This window comes from Dyadobacter psychrotolerans, from assembly GCF_004349265.1.
Classification (GTDB): Bacteria; Bacteroidota; Bacteroidia; order Cytophagales; family Spirosomataceae; genus Dyadobacter; species Dyadobacter psychrotolerans.
Window position 1 is genome coordinate 65,924 of record NZ_SMFL01000022.1, and the last position, 17,297, is coordinate 83,220.

At 37.9% G+C, this 17,297-nt stretch carries 24 protein-coding genes; 22 read left to right on the forward strand and 2 right to left on the reverse strand.

Going from position 1 to position 17,297, the window contains the following annotated elements; genetic code table 11:
* Positions 1-6 precede the first annotated feature (6 nt).
* The 4 genes from E0F88_RS31540 (at position 7) to E0F88_RS31555 (ending at position 4,060) form a co-directional block, all read left to right on the forward strand.
* Entirely contained in the window at positions 7-894 is an 888-nt protein-coding gene (locus E0F88_RS31540; RefSeq protein WP_131962446.1) for an alkaline phosphatase family protein, read from the forward strand.
* 109 nt (positions 895-1,003) lie between these two features.
* Positions 1,004-2,632 (forward strand): beta-N-acetylhexosaminidase, encoded by a 1,629-nt coding sequence (locus tag E0F88_RS31545; protein ID WP_131962448.1) that lies wholly within the window; start codon positions 1,004-1,006, stop codon positions 2,630-2,632.
* A gap of 103 nt (positions 2,633-2,735) precedes the next feature.
* Complete coding sequence (locus E0F88_RS31550; RefSeq protein ID WP_181956118.1) at positions 2,736-3,110, forward strand: TolC family protein; 375 nt, start codon at positions 2,736-2,738, stop codon at positions 3,108-3,110.
* A 362-nt stretch (positions 3,111-3,472) separates the two neighbouring features.
* Positions 3,473-4,060 carry an FEKKY domain-containing protein gene (locus E0F88_RS31555; RefSeq protein ID WP_165940209.1) on the forward strand — a complete coding sequence of 196 codons (588 nt, stop codon included), beginning with the start codon at positions 3,473-3,475 and terminating at the stop codon, positions 4,058-4,060.
* Positions 4,061-4,255: 195 nt separating this feature from the next.
* Here E0F88_RS31555 and E0F88_RS31560 read toward each other — a convergent pair whose 3' ends face one another.
* Complete coding sequence (locus E0F88_RS31560) at positions 4,256-5,011, reverse strand: hypothetical protein (RefSeq protein ID WP_131962452.1); 756 nt, start codon at positions 5,009-5,011, stop codon at positions 4,256-4,258.
* 270 nt (positions 5,012-5,281) lie between these two features.
* Here E0F88_RS31560 and E0F88_RS31565 point away from each other — a divergent pair, with 270 nt between their 5' ends.
* The 11 genes from E0F88_RS31565 to E0F88_RS31610 all read left to right on the forward strand — a co-directional run bounded on the left by E0F88_RS31565 (position 5,282) and on the right by E0F88_RS31610 (position 11,089).
* Complete coding sequence (locus tag E0F88_RS31565) at positions 5,282-5,890, forward strand: recombinase family protein (protein ID WP_131962454.1); 609 nt, start codon at positions 5,282-5,284, stop codon at positions 5,888-5,890.
* Positions 5,890-6,063: a hypothetical protein gene (locus E0F88_RS33875; RefSeq protein WP_165940210.1), complete on the forward strand. Its 174-nt coding sequence runs from the start codon at positions 5,890-5,892 to the stop codon at positions 6,061-6,063. The genes E0F88_RS31565 and E0F88_RS33875 overlap by 1 nt, the downstream gene beginning before the upstream one ends.
* A 60-nt stretch (positions 6,064-6,123) precedes the next feature.
* Positions 6,124-6,315, forward strand: coding sequence for a hypothetical protein (locus tag E0F88_RS31570; protein WP_131962456.1), 192 nt, complete (start codon positions 6,124-6,126; stop codon positions 6,313-6,315).
* A gap of 2 nt (positions 6,316-6,317) precedes the next feature.
* Complete coding sequence (locus E0F88_RS31575) at positions 6,318-6,602, forward strand: type II toxin-antitoxin system RelE/ParE family toxin (RefSeq protein WP_131962458.1); 285 nt, start codon at positions 6,318-6,320, stop codon at positions 6,600-6,602.
* Positions 6,603-6,617: 15 nt separating this feature from the next.
* The gene (locus E0F88_RS31580) at positions 6,618-6,818 is read left to right on the forward strand and encodes a hypothetical protein (RefSeq protein WP_131962460.1); all 201 of its coding nucleotides are present in this window, start codon (positions 6,618-6,620) and stop codon (positions 6,816-6,818) included.
* A gap of 234 nt (positions 6,819-7,052) precedes the next feature.
* On the forward strand, positions 7,053-7,460 hold the full coding sequence (locus E0F88_RS31585; RefSeq protein ID WP_131962462.1) for a hypothetical protein: 408 nt from the start codon (positions 7,053-7,055) through the stop codon (positions 7,458-7,460).
* Between the two features lie 156 nt (positions 7,461-7,616).
* The gene (locus E0F88_RS31590; protein ID WP_131962464.1) at positions 7,617-8,264 is read left to right on the forward strand and encodes a hypothetical protein; all 648 of its coding nucleotides are present in this window, start codon (positions 7,617-7,619) and stop codon (positions 8,262-8,264) included.
* Between the two features lie 238 nt (positions 8,265-8,502).
* On the forward strand, positions 8,503-8,901 hold the full coding sequence (locus tag E0F88_RS31595; protein ID WP_165940211.1) for a peptidase associated/transthyretin-like domain-containing protein: 399 nt from the start codon (positions 8,503-8,505) through the stop codon (positions 8,899-8,901).
* 52 nt (positions 8,902-8,953) lie between these two features.
* The gene (locus tag E0F88_RS31600; protein ID WP_131962468.1) at positions 8,954-9,442 is read left to right on the forward strand and encodes a hypothetical protein; all 489 of its coding nucleotides are present in this window, start codon (positions 8,954-8,956) and stop codon (positions 9,440-9,442) included.
* Positions 9,443-9,627: 185 nt separating this feature from the next.
* A complete protein-coding gene (locus tag E0F88_RS31605; protein ID WP_131962470.1) occupies positions 9,628-10,050 on the forward strand; it encodes a hypothetical protein in 423 nt (140 codons plus the stop codon).
* Between the two features lie 301 nt (positions 10,051-10,351).
* On the forward strand, positions 10,352-11,089 hold the full coding sequence (locus E0F88_RS31610) for a hypothetical protein (RefSeq protein ID WP_165940212.1): 738 nt from the start codon (positions 10,352-10,354) through the stop codon (positions 11,087-11,089).
* A 606-nt stretch (positions 11,090-11,695) separates the two neighbouring features.
* Here E0F88_RS31610 and E0F88_RS31615 read toward each other — a convergent pair.
* Positions 11,696-12,418, reverse strand: a complete 723-nt coding sequence (locus E0F88_RS31615) for a DUF3667 domain-containing protein (RefSeq protein ID WP_131962474.1) — start codon at positions 12,416-12,418, stop codon at positions 11,696-11,698.
* Between the two features lie 323 nt (positions 12,419-12,741).
* On the opposite strand from E0F88_RS31615, the gene E0F88_RS31620 reads away from it, so the two are divergent.
* The 7 genes from E0F88_RS31620 to E0F88_RS31650 all read left to right on the forward strand — a co-directional run.
* Complete coding sequence (locus E0F88_RS31620; RefSeq protein ID WP_131962476.1) at positions 12,742-12,978, forward strand: hypothetical protein; 237 nt, start codon at positions 12,742-12,744, stop codon at positions 12,976-12,978.
* Positions 12,979-13,182: 204 nt separating this feature from the next.
* Entirely contained in the window at positions 13,183-13,668 is a 486-nt protein-coding gene (locus tag E0F88_RS31625; RefSeq protein ID WP_131962478.1) for a hypothetical protein, read from the forward strand.
* A 634-nt stretch (positions 13,669-14,302) separates the two neighbouring features.
* Positions 14,303-14,947, forward strand: a complete 645-nt coding sequence (locus E0F88_RS31630) for a hypothetical protein (RefSeq protein WP_131962480.1) — start codon at positions 14,303-14,305, stop codon at positions 14,945-14,947.
* 91 nt (positions 14,948-15,038) lie between these two features.
* Entirely contained in the window at positions 15,039-15,275 is a 237-nt protein-coding gene (locus E0F88_RS31635; RefSeq protein WP_131962482.1) for an ankyrin repeat domain-containing protein, read from the forward strand.
* Between the two features lie 768 nt (positions 15,276-16,043).
* On the forward strand, positions 16,044-16,304 hold the full coding sequence (locus tag E0F88_RS31640) for a hypothetical protein (RefSeq protein WP_131962484.1): 261 nt from the start codon (positions 16,044-16,046) through the stop codon (positions 16,302-16,304).
* 263 nt (positions 16,305-16,567) lie between these two features.
* Positions 16,568-16,993, forward strand: coding sequence for a hypothetical protein (locus E0F88_RS31645; protein WP_131962486.1), 426 nt, complete (start codon positions 16,568-16,570; stop codon positions 16,991-16,993).
* Positions 16,994-17,039: 46 nt separating this feature from the next.
* A partial coding sequence (locus E0F88_RS31650; protein ID WP_165940213.1) for a transposase occupies positions 17,040-17,297 on the forward strand: 258 nt, incomplete at its 3' end.

A 17,297-nucleotide genomic window follows, 5' to 3' on the forward strand; every position in this document is an offset into this window, starting at 1 on the left:
AAAAATATGAAATTTAAGATCCGGTGCATACTTGCTTTTTGTTTCTCGTTGATATTCAACGCTTCATTTTCACAAGGTAGAATCGAGCATGTGATTTTGATCGGTACAGATGGTTTTGGTGCCTACGCTTTTGAAAATGCAAAGATACCCAACCTGCGAAAGCTGATGAAGCAAGGTTCCTGGTCGCTGCAGGCACGGACAGTTCTTCCATCTTCAAGTGCGCCTAATTGGGCTTCAATGGTGATGGGAGTGGGTCCAGAGCTACATGGATACACCAAATGGGGAAGCCAGTCGCCTGATCTGCCAGCCAGAGAGCTCGATGAGTATGGTATGTTTCCGACGGTTTATGCACTTTTAAGAAAACAAAGGCCCAAAAGTGAAATTGGCGTCATTTATGAATGGGACGGTATTGGCTACTTATTTCCTAAAAAGGCAGTGAACAAAGATCAAAACTGCGATGGGGATATTGCTCTGACCAAAGCGGCTAAGAGCTATATTGAAGAGAAGAAACCTAATTTTTTATTTATCCACTTGCATGATGTAGATAGCGTTGGACATAATGCTGGTCATGGTACTCGGCAATACTATGAAGCAATTGAACGCACCGACGCCCATATTGGCAGCATCATCGAAAGCATCCAGCAGGCAGGTATCATGGATAAAACAGCGATCATTTTCACTGCGGACCATGGCGGAATCAACAAAGGACACGGCGCGATTTCCATGCTGGAAATGCAGATACCCTGGATTATTGCCGGCCCGGGAATTAGAAAGGACAATCAGATCAGCGAGAGTATAATGACCTTTGACACAGCTGCTACGATTGCTGCTTTATTTAAATTAACCCAGCCCCAGGTTTGGATTGGCCGGCCTGTCAGGTCAGCTTTTAAATAAATTATGGTCGGATATTTTAAGTAAGGCCTATAGCAACAGCGGATTTTGATGTAGTTGGCAAGTATCTGACTGACTCGATTTGTATTTTCAATTTGTTTTAAGATTTGTGATGAAACATTTACTGTTTACATTTTTTTGCCTGTGGCTACAAAATATAGTCTGTGCGCAACCCAATATTATTCCTAAACCCTCCCATACACTGCTTGCAAAAGGAGAGTGGACAATGAAGGAGAAGACAAAAATAAGCACCCCGAAAGATGCCACGTGGTCACATGTGGGTGATATGCTCGCATCGCAGCTGAGCCGGGCAACGGGAATGAAAATTACCAAAGTAAAAGAAAAAGCAGATATTGATTTCGCTGTTTCCAACGATGAAAGTCTTGGTGAAGAGGGATATAAGCTCTCTTGCACTTCCAAGGGCGTAGTAATCCAGGCGCGCACTGCAAAAGGTGCATTTTACGGCATGCAGACTCTCTTGCAAATGCTGCCAGCGGAGGTATTTAGCCCGGCCATTGTCAGCGGAGTGAAATGGAGTGTTCCGCTGGCTACGATTACGGATATTCCGCGATATAGCTACCGCGGTCTAATGCTCGATGTGGGACGTCACTTTATGCCGGTCGAATTCGTAAAAAAATACATTGATCTGATCGCCCTGCACAAGCAGAATCAGTTTCACTGGCATTTGACCGACGATCAGGGCTGGCGGATTGAAATTAAAAAATATCCGCAACTGACCACAATAGGTTCTAATCGGAGTGAAACCATGAAAGGCCATTACACAGAGGCAAAATATGATGGCAAGCCTTATGGTGGTTTTTATACCCAGGATCAGATCAAAGAGATCGTCAAATACGCAGCGGATCGTTTTGTTAATGTTATTCCGGAAATTGAGATGCCTGGTCATGCACTGGCCGCTTTGGCTGCATACCCTAATTTGGGCAACAACCCCGATAAAATTTACAAGGTTGGCACCAAATGGGGTGTATACAGCGAGGTTTTTATGCCCCGCGAAGAAACGCTGCAATTTCTGGAAAATGTTCTCTCCGAGGTTATCGAGCTTTTCCCAGGGAAGTACATTCACATTGGCGGAGATGAATGTCCCAAAACGCAGTGGAAAGAAAGCCGCTTCGCACAGGAGCTGATCAAAAAGCAGAATTTGAAAGACGAGCATGGTTTACAGAGTTATGTCATCAGGCGGATCGACAAATTTATCACAGCAAAAGGTCGGCGCATGATTGGTTGGGATGAAATCCTCGAGGGCGGTTTGTCGCCCAATGCAACTGTTATGAGCTGGCAAGGAATTCAGGGAGCGATCACCGCTGCGAAAGAAAATCATGATGTGATAATGACTCCGACAACACATATGTATTTTGATTACTATCAGGCGGATGCCAAAACGCAGCCGCTGGCCATTGGCGGATTTGTCGATATCGCTAAAACATATTCATTTGAGCCAACGCCACAGGTCTTGTCCCAAGAGCAGGGCAAACATATATTAGGCGTTCAGGGCAATGCCTGGACGGAATACATGTCAACACCAGCGTACGTCGAATACATGGTCTTCCCAAGAGCGGTCGCGGTAGCCGAAGTTGGCTGGACAAGTAAGGAAAATAAAAATTTCGATGATTTTGACAGACGCCTGCAAATACATAAAAAGCGTCTTGACTATCTGGGCGTCAATTATTATGGCGCACCGATCAACAGCAAGTTTGAATACGTATGGCCGCTTAAAAAGTGAAATTTTTAAATTACCTTAAAAGGTGATGCGGCAATAGAGGTTATTTTATCAGCCAAGCGGAATAGACGCATTGCTGTAATTTTCTCAAAGATGTGTTTGGCTAATGCTTCAACCGCGGGTGTTTGCGCATAGAGAAGCTAAGTTGGGCCTTTTACCATCCCTTGATTTAAACGTTGGCGCCAGCCGTGCTTTTTTGTCCAAAAATTTTCTAAATGGTTCTTTGAGCGAGCAGTTTGTAGGGACATCGTATATGGACAACTTCGACGCGACACTGCAACTCTCCTGGGACGTAGATATCTGGGGAAAGGCAAAAATGCAGAAGGAAGCAGCCATAGCCAATTATTTTGGACAGAATGAAAACCTTTCGGTGCTGAAAACGAGGATCATCAGCCAGGTTGCTATCTGGAGGTTATCACAGCGCAAAACAGCAGACTTCAAAACGATCTGGAAGCCATCAGCATTCAGCTTGAAAAAATAAACGCGTCAACTGACTTATTCAGAGCTTTAGGTGGTGGAATCCAGTAGGTTTTAAGCAGGCAGCCATGAATACGTTTTATCATGGCGGCTTGTCTAAAATTTTCTGACACAACTTTAAAATTCTATTGCAGCTCTTTGGCTGGTAATGGTCCTAAGACCAATCTAACTCCGGGATACAATCTTCCGCAGCTGGCACAGATTCAGAAAATAATAATCTCCCAATTTGTTGTCTGATAGGGTATATGAAAACGGTCGTTTTAAATAGACAGTTTGTGCACTCTTATTGCAAGAAAACAAGGTTTAATGGCTTTTATATTTAAACTTTTGTAAGTTTAATCGATCACTTACAAATTAGCAATGAAAATGAGTAAGCTGCTATCATCGTTTTTATTAATTATATCATTCGCGTCGAGCGCTCAAACGTTATCCACTGGATCGCTAAAAATATCAGGTCGGGTCGTTTCAAAGTTAACCGGTGACCCAATTCCATATTGTCAGATTACCTATCAAACTAATAGAGGTACACTTAGTGACAGCTCAGGCAATTTTAAAATTATAGATTTACACTCCGGTGTTTATAAAATTTACTTTCAAGCCTTAGATCGAGGCAGCAATGATACTCTTGTAACGATAGAAAATACGGACCTCCTTGGTATGGATTGGCCAGTCCATAGCAGTTGCACTGAAATAAATCAGAACCGCGCTCTATTCGATATTAGTATTGGTAAGTTAAAATTGTTCTTACAGAGTGGTGATCCTCCCATTACTTACTTTAGTCAAAAGCGTTTTAGTAAGAAGTATGAAGTCCAGTTTTACGAATTTGGGGATTTGATTCAATATCCATTTGACTGTTTGGTAATGTACAACCAAGCGGTTTTTCAACATTTAGATAATAAATTTGGAAGACACTGGCGCAAAGATTTTCGTCCCAACGTACCAGGATACAAATGAATATTATTCCGAAATATTTAACATCAATATTTCATTTCCGTAAGCGTCGATTTAAACGGTGGTTGGTTGAGACGAATTTGACCCATCATGGTAATTTGCAAAACTGTATTAAGTAGGAGGGTTTTGTAAGATTGGATTAATTGTTTAGCATCGAAGGGAATATTGGCTTTCAATATTTAACCACTTGCAAATCATCTAGATATTGCGATTTGTTGACTGGCCTTTTAGTAGATGTGCAAAACCAAGCAATTTAAAAGACCAGGTTAAAAGCGGTAGAATGATGACCGCCCATATCCAACCCCAGTTGGTAACAAAGAAGTCAGATACTAATTGACCATTTGTAACAGGTTCTTCCACTTCTTCCGAAAGTGTTTTACCAGAAACTCCGGCTGAATATCGTTTTTGGTATGATTTAACTACTTGATTCTGAGTTCGAGTTATTGATCCGTTTGTAATTAGGACGCCTTGCTCTAAATCGACAGCCTTAATGTCGATTCGAATGAAATCTTCGGATAGCCTGACTTGTCCACTTATAAGTATGGTCGGAGAGAGTAGTTTTCCAAACATGGGACCACCATTCGGCGCAGCTAACTTTTTTGAGACTAGCTGACTTTCCTCAAACATTTTGAACACTCCTGTTCTGTCTGAAACTATAAGCTTGCAATCATTTTGTAAAAACTTGTTTTCAATATCTTGGTGAATAGAAGATATAAGAGTTGTTTCCGCGCTGTCCAACGATGTTAGATTGTCAATGACCACTATCTTTTGCTTTTGCGAATTCGATGCGTATTCGCAGATTTTTCTTGTTGTTTCTGAAACAAGGTGACTCACTCCGGATTCGTAATCCATCGTAGTCTTTCCTACCTGATACTGGATAGCAAGCAATGAACTAGCAGCCACAGCAATAAACCATCCGATGATTAAAAGGATCCGTAGTTTCACTAATTGCATATAAAGTTCGAACTAATAGTGTAAGTATTCAAAATACTAAAAACCCAAGATAATTAATATTAAGCACTTAGAGAAGAGCCAACTGCTAATCTTATCAGATATAGCTTTCAGGACGAATCCTATTATATCTGTCCGCAAAAACGGAAGTATATTGAGACTGAGACGGAGGAGTGGTATAGCTCTTAATTTTTTTAACCAAATGTCTCAAAAACTTGTATCACTAATCTAAGTTAGATATATTTGAGTATACATGAGTTTTTGAGACTAATTATGATCATAGGTTACGCAAGGGTATCAACCAAAGACCAAAATCTGGATTTGCAAATTGAAGCATTAAAAAAGGCAGGTTGTGAGAAGATATTTAAAGAAAAAATTTCCGGAGCGATAAAAGAACGTCCGGAGCTTGATGCAATGATTAATCACGTAAGAGTTGGAGATACGATTGTCGTTTGGAAATTGGATCGACTTGGGAGAAGCCTTAAAAATATTATAGACTTAGTTCTTGATTTTAATGCCAAAGAAGTAATTGTTAAAGGGCTGACCGACGGAGTCGATACATCTACGAGTAAAGGGAGGTTATTTTTAAACATCATGGCAAGTTTAGCGGAGTACGAAAGAGAGCTGATAAGGGAGCGTACAACCGCAGGATTACAAGCTGCAAAAGCTAGGGGACGTCTTGGAGGTAGACCGAAAGGGCTGAAAGCTGATATTGTTGGGAAATTGATCATTATAAGAAATCTTATCAAGGCTCCCGATTATGAACCAGAGAAAGTTTATATTCCAATGGGGCTGAGTAGAGCTACTTATTACAGATATTTGAAACTCATTGAGCAGCATAACGATATAGAACTAAAAGCATTAATATTGAAAAAACGTTGATGGGAGAGATAACAAAAGTTATAGAAAGCATTACACCATTTGAGTTGGCCAGGCTGCGTGATAAGCGAGTTGAGCATTCAACTAGGGATAAGGCAAGACTCCTTGCCAAAGTTTCTGAAATTGAGGAAGTTTTGAACTTGATGGGAAAAAAAATTGAGATAAAAAATATATAATATTGATTGTTATAATAACCCATAAGGGTTATATTTGTTTACTAATAAACCACTTAGATCATGATAACGCTGACAATTGAGCTACCCGAAGAAGAGACTTCTTTTTTTAAAGAGTTTTTAAGTAAGATACATGGTAAAATTATTTCGGAAGACAGGGTTCCTAACAAGGAAACTATTAGAGCGATGAAAGAGCTTAAAAGTGGGAAAGGTATTAGGGTGGGAAGTGTTGATGAGTTAATGAAATTAGTATAGTCATGTTTGAAATACTATACTCAAGGAAATTTCTAAAAGATGCTAAATTACTGAAAAAACGTAGTTTAAGAGATTTTGATGAATTGGCGGCTGTGCTTAGAATATTGGCAGATAAAGGCCATAATGGGCTAGATCGAAAGCATAATGCTCATAAATTAAGTGGTGAATATAGTGGTTATTGGGAATGCCATGTTCGCCCAGATGTATTGCTTATTTGGGACGAAAACGAAAAACTTATGTTACTGGAATTAGTCAGGACGGGTACGCACTCTGACCTGTTTAAATAGTCTCAAAAGCTAACTATGATAAATTCTGAAACAGATTTGCTTTATATCCGTCACCCCGATGAGAAAATACATGCTAACCAGGTTAAACTATTAGATGCCATGTCTGATCCGGATAAGTCCGAGCATGCGCAGCTGTTCAGACTTGGCAATGCAGCTATGCATTATTATCATAACACAGAGCCTACCGAGGAATATTTATCTACTGATTTTGGTTGAATTAAGCTCGTTTAATAAATAGCGCTTTAAAGACATATATGCTTCCAAAAAATAAGAAAAAGATTAGAGGCTGGAAAAGACGGAAAAAAACAAATTGATATCTGGTTCAATTCCAACAAGATCCCTGACCTGGATAGATTTCATTTAAAAGGAGAAGATTATGTTAAAGTTAGGATAGATCCCTGGAACCGATTATGTGAGCGAATTCCACCAAATTGGTTTTTCCGGTTAATCTTGCAAAAACTATTCATCATTCATAACCAATGGAAGGCATTCTATGAACACCAGACCACTCCTTATGACTTGCAGATATGGCTGAACTTCCCCAATACAATAAGAAGTCAAGTCGTCTGTGCAAAAGTAAAAGCGGTTGGTGAAAGGAGAGAAGATTATTATCGTAAGTGTGGCACTGAGAAGGATCTACCAAACGAATTCGTAGTAAACAATGAAATTCTTAATTATTTTAGGTGGGAAGTATTTGATGATGAGGATATTCAGTTTAAGGAGCTGAGTTATCTTGACGAGTACGAAGTCAATGAGCTATTGCACTCTGGTTTTCACGAAGAAAAGGTAGTTATCAATGGAAAAGAGGATGTTATGTATGCAAGGAAGGTCGGCAACGTCTGGATAGGCAGGCAATAAGTATTACTAACCTATCAATTACCTCAAAAAGAGCCAGCCAGTCTTAATAAACGAAATATTTTTAACAAATATTTAAAATGTGGAAGCTCGATGCCACTAATATATAATTTTATTATATATTAGTGGCATACTTATTATTTCATACTTATGTCCTGGGTGAAAGGAAGAGTAGATCTATGTTTTTATGGATTTTTGATTGCCACAGCAGTGGCAATAGTTCTGTCTCAGTCTAGAAAAAGTCATATAAATGATGGGATCAGTTTTCCGGATGGTTTCAGTAAATTACCACTCCACTTACGCGATGTCGAACAATTGGTTTCTAAAATAACTCCGAATAAAAAGTACAGCTACTGGAATTACACGAGTGTTCTTGGTGGATACAAAACGATAATTTGGTTTAAAGGTGACTCATTACTTCGAAAGCGACTCCATTTTAAGATGCCAGGTTATGGCGTTTTTTCGTCAAACTCTATTTCCAAGACATACTCATACGTTGAGTTTATAGATAACGATACCATGAGGTTTGCCAACAACAAAGCAGACATCATTGAATTTATAGGTAAGGTTGACAATATTGAAGAAGCAACTCTCATTGCAAATTTAAATAACCTCCATCCTGATTATGATGATAACAGAGGAAGTTGTTATCGTGAGACCTCAGAAAATTACCAGATTTACCTGATGTCATTCGAAGGATGTCCTGAAAGTCGTCAATCTGTTCTGGCAACTATAAGTAAATCAGGTAGATTTGATGCGAGGTTTTTGGAAGTATATCAACAATCCAATGATTGTTACAGTCACTAGTTATAGATGTGGTACAAAGTAAATTTCGACTTATCAAGAAATTTCAGAGGATGAGAAAATGATCGATATAACCATTCAAAAGGTCAGCATCAGCCTTTAAACTATTTGCGTCAATCAATGCGAACCTTAATATTATATTTATTGCTGCGCATTGAGCCAGTAGTCTGGCACAAGTGAAGACAGATCTTAATAAACTACCATGAGATTTACTATAATACTTACTTTATGTTTTTTTCCAATGTTACTACAAGCACAGCGAACAATAACTGGAAAAGTAATTAACGAGACTGGGTTAACCATAATCACCGGAGCTAAAATTCAGAGCCTTGATAGATTACTACTTGGATCAACTGATCGAAGCGGTTTTTTCAAAATAGAACTTCCTCCTGGCTGTAATCAACTATTAATAAACTCTTTGGGCATGGAGTCGATGTCAATTGCGATTACTGATACTTGCAACTATTTGGAAATTATTTTGATGAATGATACAATCTATGATTTTGTTACGAGTCAGGTTGCAAATAGAAGACGCCACAGGAAATTTAAAAATTTAAAAAATAAACATCGTCAAGCCGGTGATAAGGGTATTTTTACTTCGAATATTCCGTGTGTGAAATATATGTTTCAAGAATATTAGTGTACTCACAAAGACTTGTATGTAATATTTAATCCTATCTAAGGTGATTTTTGTGAAAAGAGCATTCAGTACTGCTGTTAAAATTACGGGCATAGTCATAGTGCTAATTGCAGCGGGCACAATGTTCATTCCTGCTGTATTTGGGTTTATTTTATTCAGAACGAATCATTACAATGCTTTCAATGAGACACATAAGCCAATCAATGTATACCTATTCCAGAAAAATCAAACCTCGAACAATGATAAAACAGATGAACTGATAGTTTATTTCCCATCTGAAATCAGTTACAGATACCTGACGATCGTCCCTTCTCATGAACTTATAGGATTAGCAGATCAAACAGAAAAAAGCATTTGGATATTTCCCGGAGCAAAAATTGCTTACATGTTTCCGAATGGGTCTTATTTTACTCCCTTAGGTGAGTCATACTTCAATTTTATCAGCGAATCCGGTTTTTCAAAAGATATCATTTGGTTTAATACTTTCGGTGATTTGAAAAAACTGGGTGAGCGCATTGTTATTCAACGAAATATGAATTAAAACCATAAGACCAAATACCGCTATCCAGTCTGGGTCCACCTCTGTAAAGCGTCCATATGAAGTGAACAAGTATTAAATCTCAGAGATTGAACTTTTAGAATTGTTAATGGACCCGGTTAAAAACAGGATTGTGTGTTGTCACAATACTAAATGGAAGATTGTCGTAAAAACCGAAAATTGACATAATGGCAACAAAAGGAGTGTTGTGTATTCTGCTCATTATAAGTTATTTCCAGATGCAAGAAACTGACTGTGAAGGGTGGATGAAAAAACTGCACGTCCCAGATGATGGTAGGATCATTTCGTTCAGGTATGAAAAACCGCCATTGGTATCAGGGCTTGGAGCGGGGACAAAGGTTCAAGATAGTTCTGGATCTTATGGAGATATTTTTATTGCATTGGTTATTAATAATAATGATCAAATTTTTTGTTCCAAAATCGTGAAAGGAGATAGTGCATTATCAGCCAAATTAGGGAAATATCTAGGGAGACAAACGGTAACTTCGGCCGAAAACTATGGAAGGAAAGTTTATTCATTGATGACTGTCAGAATACAGTTTATTGACATTGTCAACGGAAAAAGTAAAAGAAGAAAAAATAGACCATAGTTTTTTTGCTGAAATACTTATGTTTTTATATCTGACATCTCCGGAAATTAGACATCACGGTAAGCTTAGGACCTTACGGTAAACGGTGAGAAGGATGTCACCAACTTTCAGCGAAATACTAGTGGCGTTAGCCATGTAACTCGGAAACGGAATGTCAGCTGATCGGTGTCGGGACTTTGGAGCATCTAGTTCAAACGGACCGTTAATTTTTTTTCACGAAAAACGATCTTGTCACGGTAGGAGCGTCGTGGTCATTTACTTATATTAAATTTAATGAGGTTTACCTAGTTATAAAAATACAATGAAAACCATTACCAGGCTATTATTATTCTTCGTGATATGTAATCCAATAAACATTGCCTGCAAACATGAAACCAGTGGTTCAAATAAGGAAATTAATTTAAACATGACTGAATACGACGAATTTGAGCTTGCTCTTGAAACCGCTCATCCCAATGCACAGGAGTTAATGAATGATGCTTTTTATTGGGATATCGTAGATGAGAATGCACCTTTTGGCAATGATGCAGGCTCAGATGCTTTTTCACAATTTCGGAATTGGCGCAAATTTAATCCAACAGCAAGTCCGGTAGACTTCGTAAATCAATTGTTGGAATCTTGGGACTATCCGGTCCTTGATTTGAGCGAATTAGACAGCAACAAAATTCGTCAGTACATTGAGACGAATCATTTCGATTCCAATTTTACCGAGGCGGCGAATATTGTTAAGCACCATCTACGCCAGGCGTCTAAAAATTCTGGAACTGACTTTGATGATGCGGAAGCGGAAATCATACTGCAAATTGTCATGAGAAATATGGGATCTGCTTTCCTAACGGACACAGACAACGCAATTATTGCGATCGGTCTCGGTCAATTTATCTTGGAAGGAAAAATTGATAACGACATTAGGAAGGCGGCGAAGTTTGCCATCACACGCGAACTAATGCCAGAGATTGTGGAAGGCTGGGGGGACTATAAATCTCAACGTGTAGAACGTTTAACAAAGATATTTGGGGTATTGGACGCGAGTATATAAATAAGACAACACCGGGTTTATTAATGCATTTACGGTTGGTTGTGCTCTGGACTATGCCCGTATCATTTTTGATTCCGGGTCACAAGAAAACATTCCCTCTTATTTTTGTCTCAAAAAACGAATAAAGCTATGATTTTTAAAAGTATATTTTCCCCTGCTTGTGCAACACTTCTTGTTAGGGTGCGGAAAGAAAATGATGATGGAGCAAGCTTTTCTAGAGACTGAAAGTTACATTGGGTATTATGACTTATTTCCAGCATCTAACCCTAAGGCCTGAGAAAATGTTTACAATTACCTTTGGCTAGTGTCAGTTTTTCTGTACCTCATCAAACTTTGTTAGAACTATTATATGCAAAATATGACCTAGTGCCCTAGGCTAGCACAATACTGTTTGACCTGGCAAAGTAGCAATCTAAATCAGCTGCTGGCATCATAACAACTGATCAGGCGCAGGGACGAGGCGCACCAATTAAGAAATGGAGAACGGCGAAAAGACAAACAACAAAAATGTAAAACCCACAGGTTCATATAATTGTTAATTCCATTTATAAATCAGTAAGGTAAACTCAGCTTCATGTACAGGTAGAAACCATTTAGCCGTTACAATTAGTGTTTCATAGCAAAATCAATTACAATACCTAAAGAGATGGCTAAAAATGCAAATGTTGCCATTCCTAAGATGTATGCCAGGAATGCTTTCAAATAATTTATAATTCTATCTTTTCCAAAAAACTGACCAATTGCCCAAGAGCAGTAAGTAATTCCAGCCAATCCACCAATATTCATTAGATTCATTTTTGTCAGACCTTGAAGTAGTGAGAAAAATGAAAAGATCAACATACCAATACCCATTATGAAGCAAAGTGAGACTAATATCTCAAATATGTTATAGCGAAATTTTCTGAAAAATAACTTAAGCCAAAATGTAATAAAAATGCCCATAATAATATTTGCGTAGCCATAATGTTCTTGAATCCATTTGAAAATTTTAACTGGTGTTGTTGACCTTACCTCTTCCCCTTCAAATTTTACGTATTGATCTTCAATATGAAAAAAGCTGATTGAAATGGAATATATTAGTGAAGTTATAATAATGAAAATAATGGGCTTAACAAGTCGGCTTCTGTTCTCCGAAAGATATTTCTGAATATTTTCACCTGGATTTGTCACAAGTTCTTTAACAGTATATAAGATTCCACGTTCAAAATGTAGTACGTGTTCAATTTCGTGTACTATATAATGGCCATTAATTCTTTTAAGGCTCACTGGTTGTCCACAGTCTGGACAAAATTTTGAATTTACCTCAGCGTTACAGTTTTTACAGTTCATTTAAATGGTCAAATGTTTTGCCAGTTATTTGGTAGTTGATAGATTTGGTAAATTGTCCGAAGCCTGTGTAAAACGCATTAATATGCGGTTTTACAAGATTATGAATTTGAAACTATTAATCCAAATCAAGATTAGTGATATTTGTAATGCCCTTAAAGTCAATATTTTAAATGTATAGAACAATGGTTTGAGGGTAGCAACAATTTCGTTAATGCTATTTATCGATTGTTTTTATTTGACTATCTGTCAGTCCGTAGCAAAGGAAATTACAGGTTTAACCACGGAAGTTGGTTTATGAGATTCAAAATCGCAGTGGAACAGCTATGAAAATACAAGGATTGGAAGAAACTCGCCGGTGGGAAGATTTAACCGAATCAGAGCAGACAGTAGTAACGAGTGTTCATACAGCCGGGATCGAAGGTAATATTGCAGGGCTTAAAGAGATTTTAGACGTTGCAAAGCCAATGATTGTGATCGGCAAAAACTGGAAGTACTGCCGCATCCACGAGGAGAGTGCACCGGTGGTCAAGTTACTGATCCGTGAGTACTTGCAAAAGTAAAAATGTTTATAAGCTAGTTTCATAAAACGAACGAAAGAGGTGATCCTGATTCATGCACCTCTTTTGCCAGTATATTTCGGTACTTAAAGGAGTTTTAATGGAGTACTTAGGTAAGACCTGCAGGCTGGTAAAAATCTGGTATGTAATGAGCTGCATGGACATCCAGCTAAAAGCGAAATGTTCAGTTAAAATCAAAAATCAAATATGAATTTGGCACAAAGTAAGGATATAAAACGGGAATATGTAGACGCAGTAAAGCAGTACGAAAACCAGATAGCCACAAGTGATCAGCCTGCAATGGATGACTTTATAAACCTGTCCTTTCTTTACTGGGCTTTTGCAGCACTACAAATGGAATTTAATATTCCAAATATGATCCCAGATGAATGGAGTCTTATTGGTGGCCAAAGGTTTTCGGCCATCATTGAGATGGGGCTGGCAAGATATCCTGACAGTGTAGAACTGACGTTCTGGGGACAATATTTTCCTTACCGGCTTTTTGGTGCAGATTTTTCAGAGCGTGACTGTGAAAAAATCCTGGGCAATTATGGCATGCAACAAAGCTTAGTACCCTATTTTTATCTTCATTTATTTGACGGTCTAAAGTATAGTGAAGAAATAAACCATTTACTGGATATTTGTAACCGGACACCGACTGCAAAAAATTTATATATCAGATCATTTCTCTAGATTTCACAAATTATCCTGGGCTAAAACAACCGGATCTGATAAGGCGCAAAGCTTTGATAGAAATTTTCACCCGATCTGTTTCTACGTGTTAGCCAGCAGTATACGATGAACTCTGTAAGAATTTGTTCCGTCAGAGTCAGTGCCAAGGTAGAAGCTCCCAATTCAACAGTCTCAAAAAACGATAATTGATACAAAGTGACAGACTGTCACTTCTAAAAGTGTCTCAAAAAACGAAGATAAATGAAAACGATTTGCGTCCCGAAAGACTTTGCTGCGTTAGACCGGCTTGAATACGATGTAAATCATCCATAGGATTTAATTGAGATAATTTTAAACAATCAAGTTTTTGAGCTATTGTGGACATTAGGGTTTTTCGCTGCAATAAATAAGTTGACTGGTTCCATTATCGACGATTTTGAGAACGAAAGTATTATAAACGCAGCCATGATCATAAAGGTGTTAGAAAGTGATGTTTTCGATAATTTTAGTGATAAGAATCTAATGAAAACTGCCCAAGCTATAAAGCTTCTGTTCGTCGAAACATTGAATCGTAAAACGGGAATACATTTTTATTTTTGATTGGCACTAAATGGGAAATCCGATTTCATAAAACGATAAGTAGTAAGATAAACATTTGAAAAAGAAAACTATACTGTCGAAAAAAATCCTTCGAAGTATCGAGGATTACTGGAATGATCCTGATTCACAGCTCGATCTAAAAAAGCTATTGGAAAACAGATTTCAATATTTTGAGATGGAAGACTGCTATGGATACAGTATTGATGGATCTGTTTCCGGAAAGCTACGAAAAAAGACAATAAGCATACTTATAGATATTTATATGGATTGGAAATCAAGATTGGATGAGCAAAATTTAGATTATTATCTAGCAATTTGGTTGTATATTCCAAGAATGAGCAAGAGCCAGGTCGTTTGTGCAATTGATGATAAAATCACCTACTATGATAATGATGTTTTTCTTCCAGCCAAAGAGATTAAAAAATTCCCACAGTTGAATTTTGGTAAAATCCCGGATGCTTCGAATCAATTTACTTGGGAGCTCAAGGTTGACCTTGATAATCTTTATGAATGGGAAGTGAACTTCCCTAAACAGAATTGGGAAAGATTAGATGATTATCGCCGTGATCAAAAGAGGTTCAAAAAAAATATAGAGAGCTCAATAAGAAAAATTGACAATGATGGAAATGTCATGTATTTATTCCCAGTTGGTGACGTATGGGTTGGAAAAATAAATCCAAAGCTTACAATAAAAAAGTAATTATTTTGCAATTCCAACGTGACAATAGATCTGTCTCAAAAAACGAAGTTTTAGCCCTATAAACGATCTTTCAAGCAAAAGAGTCGAAAACATGAAAAATAATAAAGTATCAAGAATGTCTACCGAAGTAATTCAGTTGCTGTTAGCCGGAGACGAACATGCTGCTATACTACATTTGAACAGCTTGGATAGTGATGGACGTTCTCCACTATTTTATAGCCTTTTCTTAGAAAAGACTGACTTATTAAATAAATTGATACTATCTGGAGCTAATATCAATCTGCAAGATAAGCTGGGGTGGACTACTCTGCATCACTCAGTTCAGTAAAGTAAAATCAGGACGAGACAGTAAGAGCAAACTTGATCAAATATTATCACTGGTAGACATCCGGATAGCAAGGTGGGCACGTAAGAAATACAAAAAGTTACATGGTAGTATACAGATGTCGTTGAAATGGGTGGGAAAGGTAAAGAAATCAATGCCCAACCTATTCGTTCACTGGAGAGTGAAGCCATGTACCACCTCTGGATAATAAGAGCCGTATGACAGGAGACTGTCACGAACGGTTCTGTGAGAGGCTTGGGCTGAAATGCCCTTGCCTACTCGACCATGTCAATTGCGATTACTGATACTTGCAACTATTTGGAAATTATTTTGATGAATGATACAATCTATGACTTTGTTACGAGTCAGGTTGCAAATAGAAAACGCCGCAGGAAATTAAAAATCTAAAAAATAAACATCGTCAAGCCTTTGATAAGGGTATTTTTACTTCGAATATTCCGTGTGTGAAATATATGTTTCAAGAATATTTGTGTACTCACAAAGACTTGTATGTAATAATTAATCCTATCTAAGATCATTTTTGTGAAAAGAGCATTCAGTACTGCTGTTAAAATTGCAGGCATAATCATAGTGCTAATTGCAGCGGGCACAATGTTCATTCCTTCTGTATTTGGGTTTATTTTATTCAGAACGAATCATTACAATGCTTTCAATGAGACACATAAGCCAATCAATGTATACCTATTCCAGAAAAATCAAACCTCGAACAATGATAAAACATATGAACTGATAGTTTATTTCCCCTCTGAAATGAACTACAGATACCTGACAATCGTCCCATCTGATGAACTTATTGGATTGGCAGATCAGACAGATAGAAACATCTGGGTGGTTCCCGGAGCAAAAATTGCCTACATGTTTCCGAATGGGTCTTATTTTACGCCCTTAGGTGAGTCATACTTCAATTTTATCAGCGAATCCGGTTTTTCAAAAGATATCATTTGGTTTAATACTTTCGGTGATTTGAAAAAACTGGGTAAGCGCATTGTAATTCGACGCAATAAGAATTAAGCTACGAGAAATCTTAACCATAATTCATCAGCTAATCCGGAATGAAAATATCGAAATACAAAACCAAGTGCAAAAAAAATTTCAAGAGGAGTTGTGTAGATTGTGATTTGTTTTGCACTAAGATAAGATATATTGTACTCTATTGATTGTTGCAAAAAACGCACGGTAGTTTGTTCAACACTTGATTACCATCGAATGAGACTGAGATTTTTTGTAATTAACAATTAAGGAGTACTTTTATCTGTAAACACCCTTCCATAAAAATGAAAAACATCTGCAGTGTTCTGATTCTGATTATTTGCGTGTTCTGTTTGTCATGCAAAAAGAAGCGCAAAACCGATCCGGAACCGATTACACCTGATATCTATTTGGCTGGTGGTTCCCGATCGGTAAATGGAGTCTACACCGCGCAATATTGGAAAAATAATAAAGTTGTAGAGTTGGTTACATCGCCATACCTTCCAAGCGCCGAATCTATTGCTGTATCAGGCTCAGATATACATGTGTTAGGCCAGGCTCACAGAGATACTACTGGGGCATTTGGGCAGTACTGGAAAAATGGTATTTTAACTGCTTTAACAAAAAATATGACGCCGGCATGGGTAGGTAAAATAAAGATCTTTGGCCAGGATGTATACATAACTGGTGCGGGTCAAACTGACAATAAGCCTTATTCCAGCCCTAACTGAGGTGGTTGAAAAAGCGGCACACTTTTTTGCATAAAATTTGCAAAAAATGGATAATGAAAAAAAGTCAAAAGCGCGTCGTAACTACGAACCAGATTTCAAAGCAGAAATTCTAAAAATGTTGATTTCTGGTAAAAAAGTAAGCGAGATTTCTGAGACATTTGGAATTGCTGAAAATCTGCTGTATCGTTGGAAAACTTTATCTACAATGAAGACAAAAACCAAAACTAATGAGTCTGAAGGTAGCTCTAAATTGGTTGCTGAGAATGCCAAATTGCGAGCGGAGAATGAACGGCTTAAAACTGAC

Excerpts from the sequence above, each read along its gene's own strand:
- E0F88_RS31540 (WP_131962446.1), top strand. The coding sequence starts at position 7 with ATGAAATTTAAGATCCGGTGCATACTTGCTTTTTGTTTCTCGTTGATA.
- E0F88_RS31545 (WP_131962448.1), top strand. The coding sequence starts at position 1,004 with ATGAAACATTTACTGTTTACATTTTTTTGCCTGTGGCTACAAAATATA.
- E0F88_RS31550 (WP_181956118.1), top strand. The coding sequence starts at position 2,736 with ATGCTTCAACCGCGGGTGTTTGCGCATAGAGAAGCTAAGTTGGGCCTT.
- E0F88_RS31555 (WP_165940209.1), top strand. The coding sequence starts at position 3,473 with ATGAGTAAGCTGCTATCATCGTTTTTATTAATTATATCATTCGCGTCG.
- E0F88_RS31560 (WP_131962452.1), bottom strand. The coding sequence starts at position 5,011 with ATGCAATTAGTGAAACTACGGATCCTTTTAATCATCGGATGGTTTATT.
- E0F88_RS31565 (WP_131962454.1), top strand. The coding sequence starts at position 5,282 with ATGATCATAGGTTACGCAAGGGTATCAACCAAAGACCAAAATCTGGAT.
- E0F88_RS33875 (WP_165940210.1), top strand. The coding sequence starts at position 5,890 with ATGGGAGAGATAACAAAAGTTATAGAAAGCATTACACCATTTGAGTTG.
- E0F88_RS31570 (WP_131962456.1), top strand. The coding sequence starts at position 6,124 with ATGATAACGCTGACAATTGAGCTACCCGAAGAAGAGACTTCTTTTTTT.
- E0F88_RS31575 (WP_131962458.1), top strand. The coding sequence starts at position 6,318 with ATGTTTGAAATACTATACTCAAGGAAATTTCTAAAAGATGCTAAATTA.
- E0F88_RS31580 (WP_131962460.1), top strand. The coding sequence starts at position 6,618 with ATGATAAATTCTGAAACAGATTTGCTTTATATCCGTCACCCCGATGAG.
- E0F88_RS31595 (WP_165940211.1), top strand. The coding sequence starts at position 8,503 with ATGTTACTACAAGCACAGCGAACAATAACTGGAAAAGTAATTAACGAG.
- E0F88_RS31605 (WP_131962470.1), top strand. The coding sequence starts at position 9,628 with ATGGCAACAAAAGGAGTGTTGTGTATTCTGCTCATTATAAGTTATTTC.
- E0F88_RS31610 (WP_165940212.1), top strand. The coding sequence starts at position 10,352 with ATGAAAACCATTACCAGGCTATTATTATTCTTCGTGATATGTAATCCA.
- E0F88_RS31615 (WP_131962474.1), bottom strand. The coding sequence starts at position 12,418 with ATGAACTGTAAAAACTGTAACGCTGAGGTAAATTCAAAATTTTGTCCA.
- E0F88_RS31620 (WP_131962476.1), top strand. The coding sequence starts at position 12,742 with ATGAAAATACAAGGATTGGAAGAAACTCGCCGGTGGGAAGATTTAACC.
- E0F88_RS31625 (WP_131962478.1), top strand. The coding sequence starts at position 13,183 with ATGAATTTGGCACAAAGTAAGGATATAAAACGGGAATATGTAGACGCA.
- E0F88_RS31635 (WP_131962482.1), top strand. The coding sequence starts at position 15,039 with ATGAAAAATAATAAAGTATCAAGAATGTCTACCGAAGTAATTCAGTTG.
- E0F88_RS31640 (WP_131962484.1), top strand. The coding sequence starts at position 16,044 with ATGAACTACAGATACCTGACAATCGTCCCATCTGATGAACTTATTGGA.
- E0F88_RS31645 (WP_131962486.1), top strand. The coding sequence starts at position 16,568 with ATGAAAAACATCTGCAGTGTTCTGATTCTGATTATTTGCGTGTTCTGT.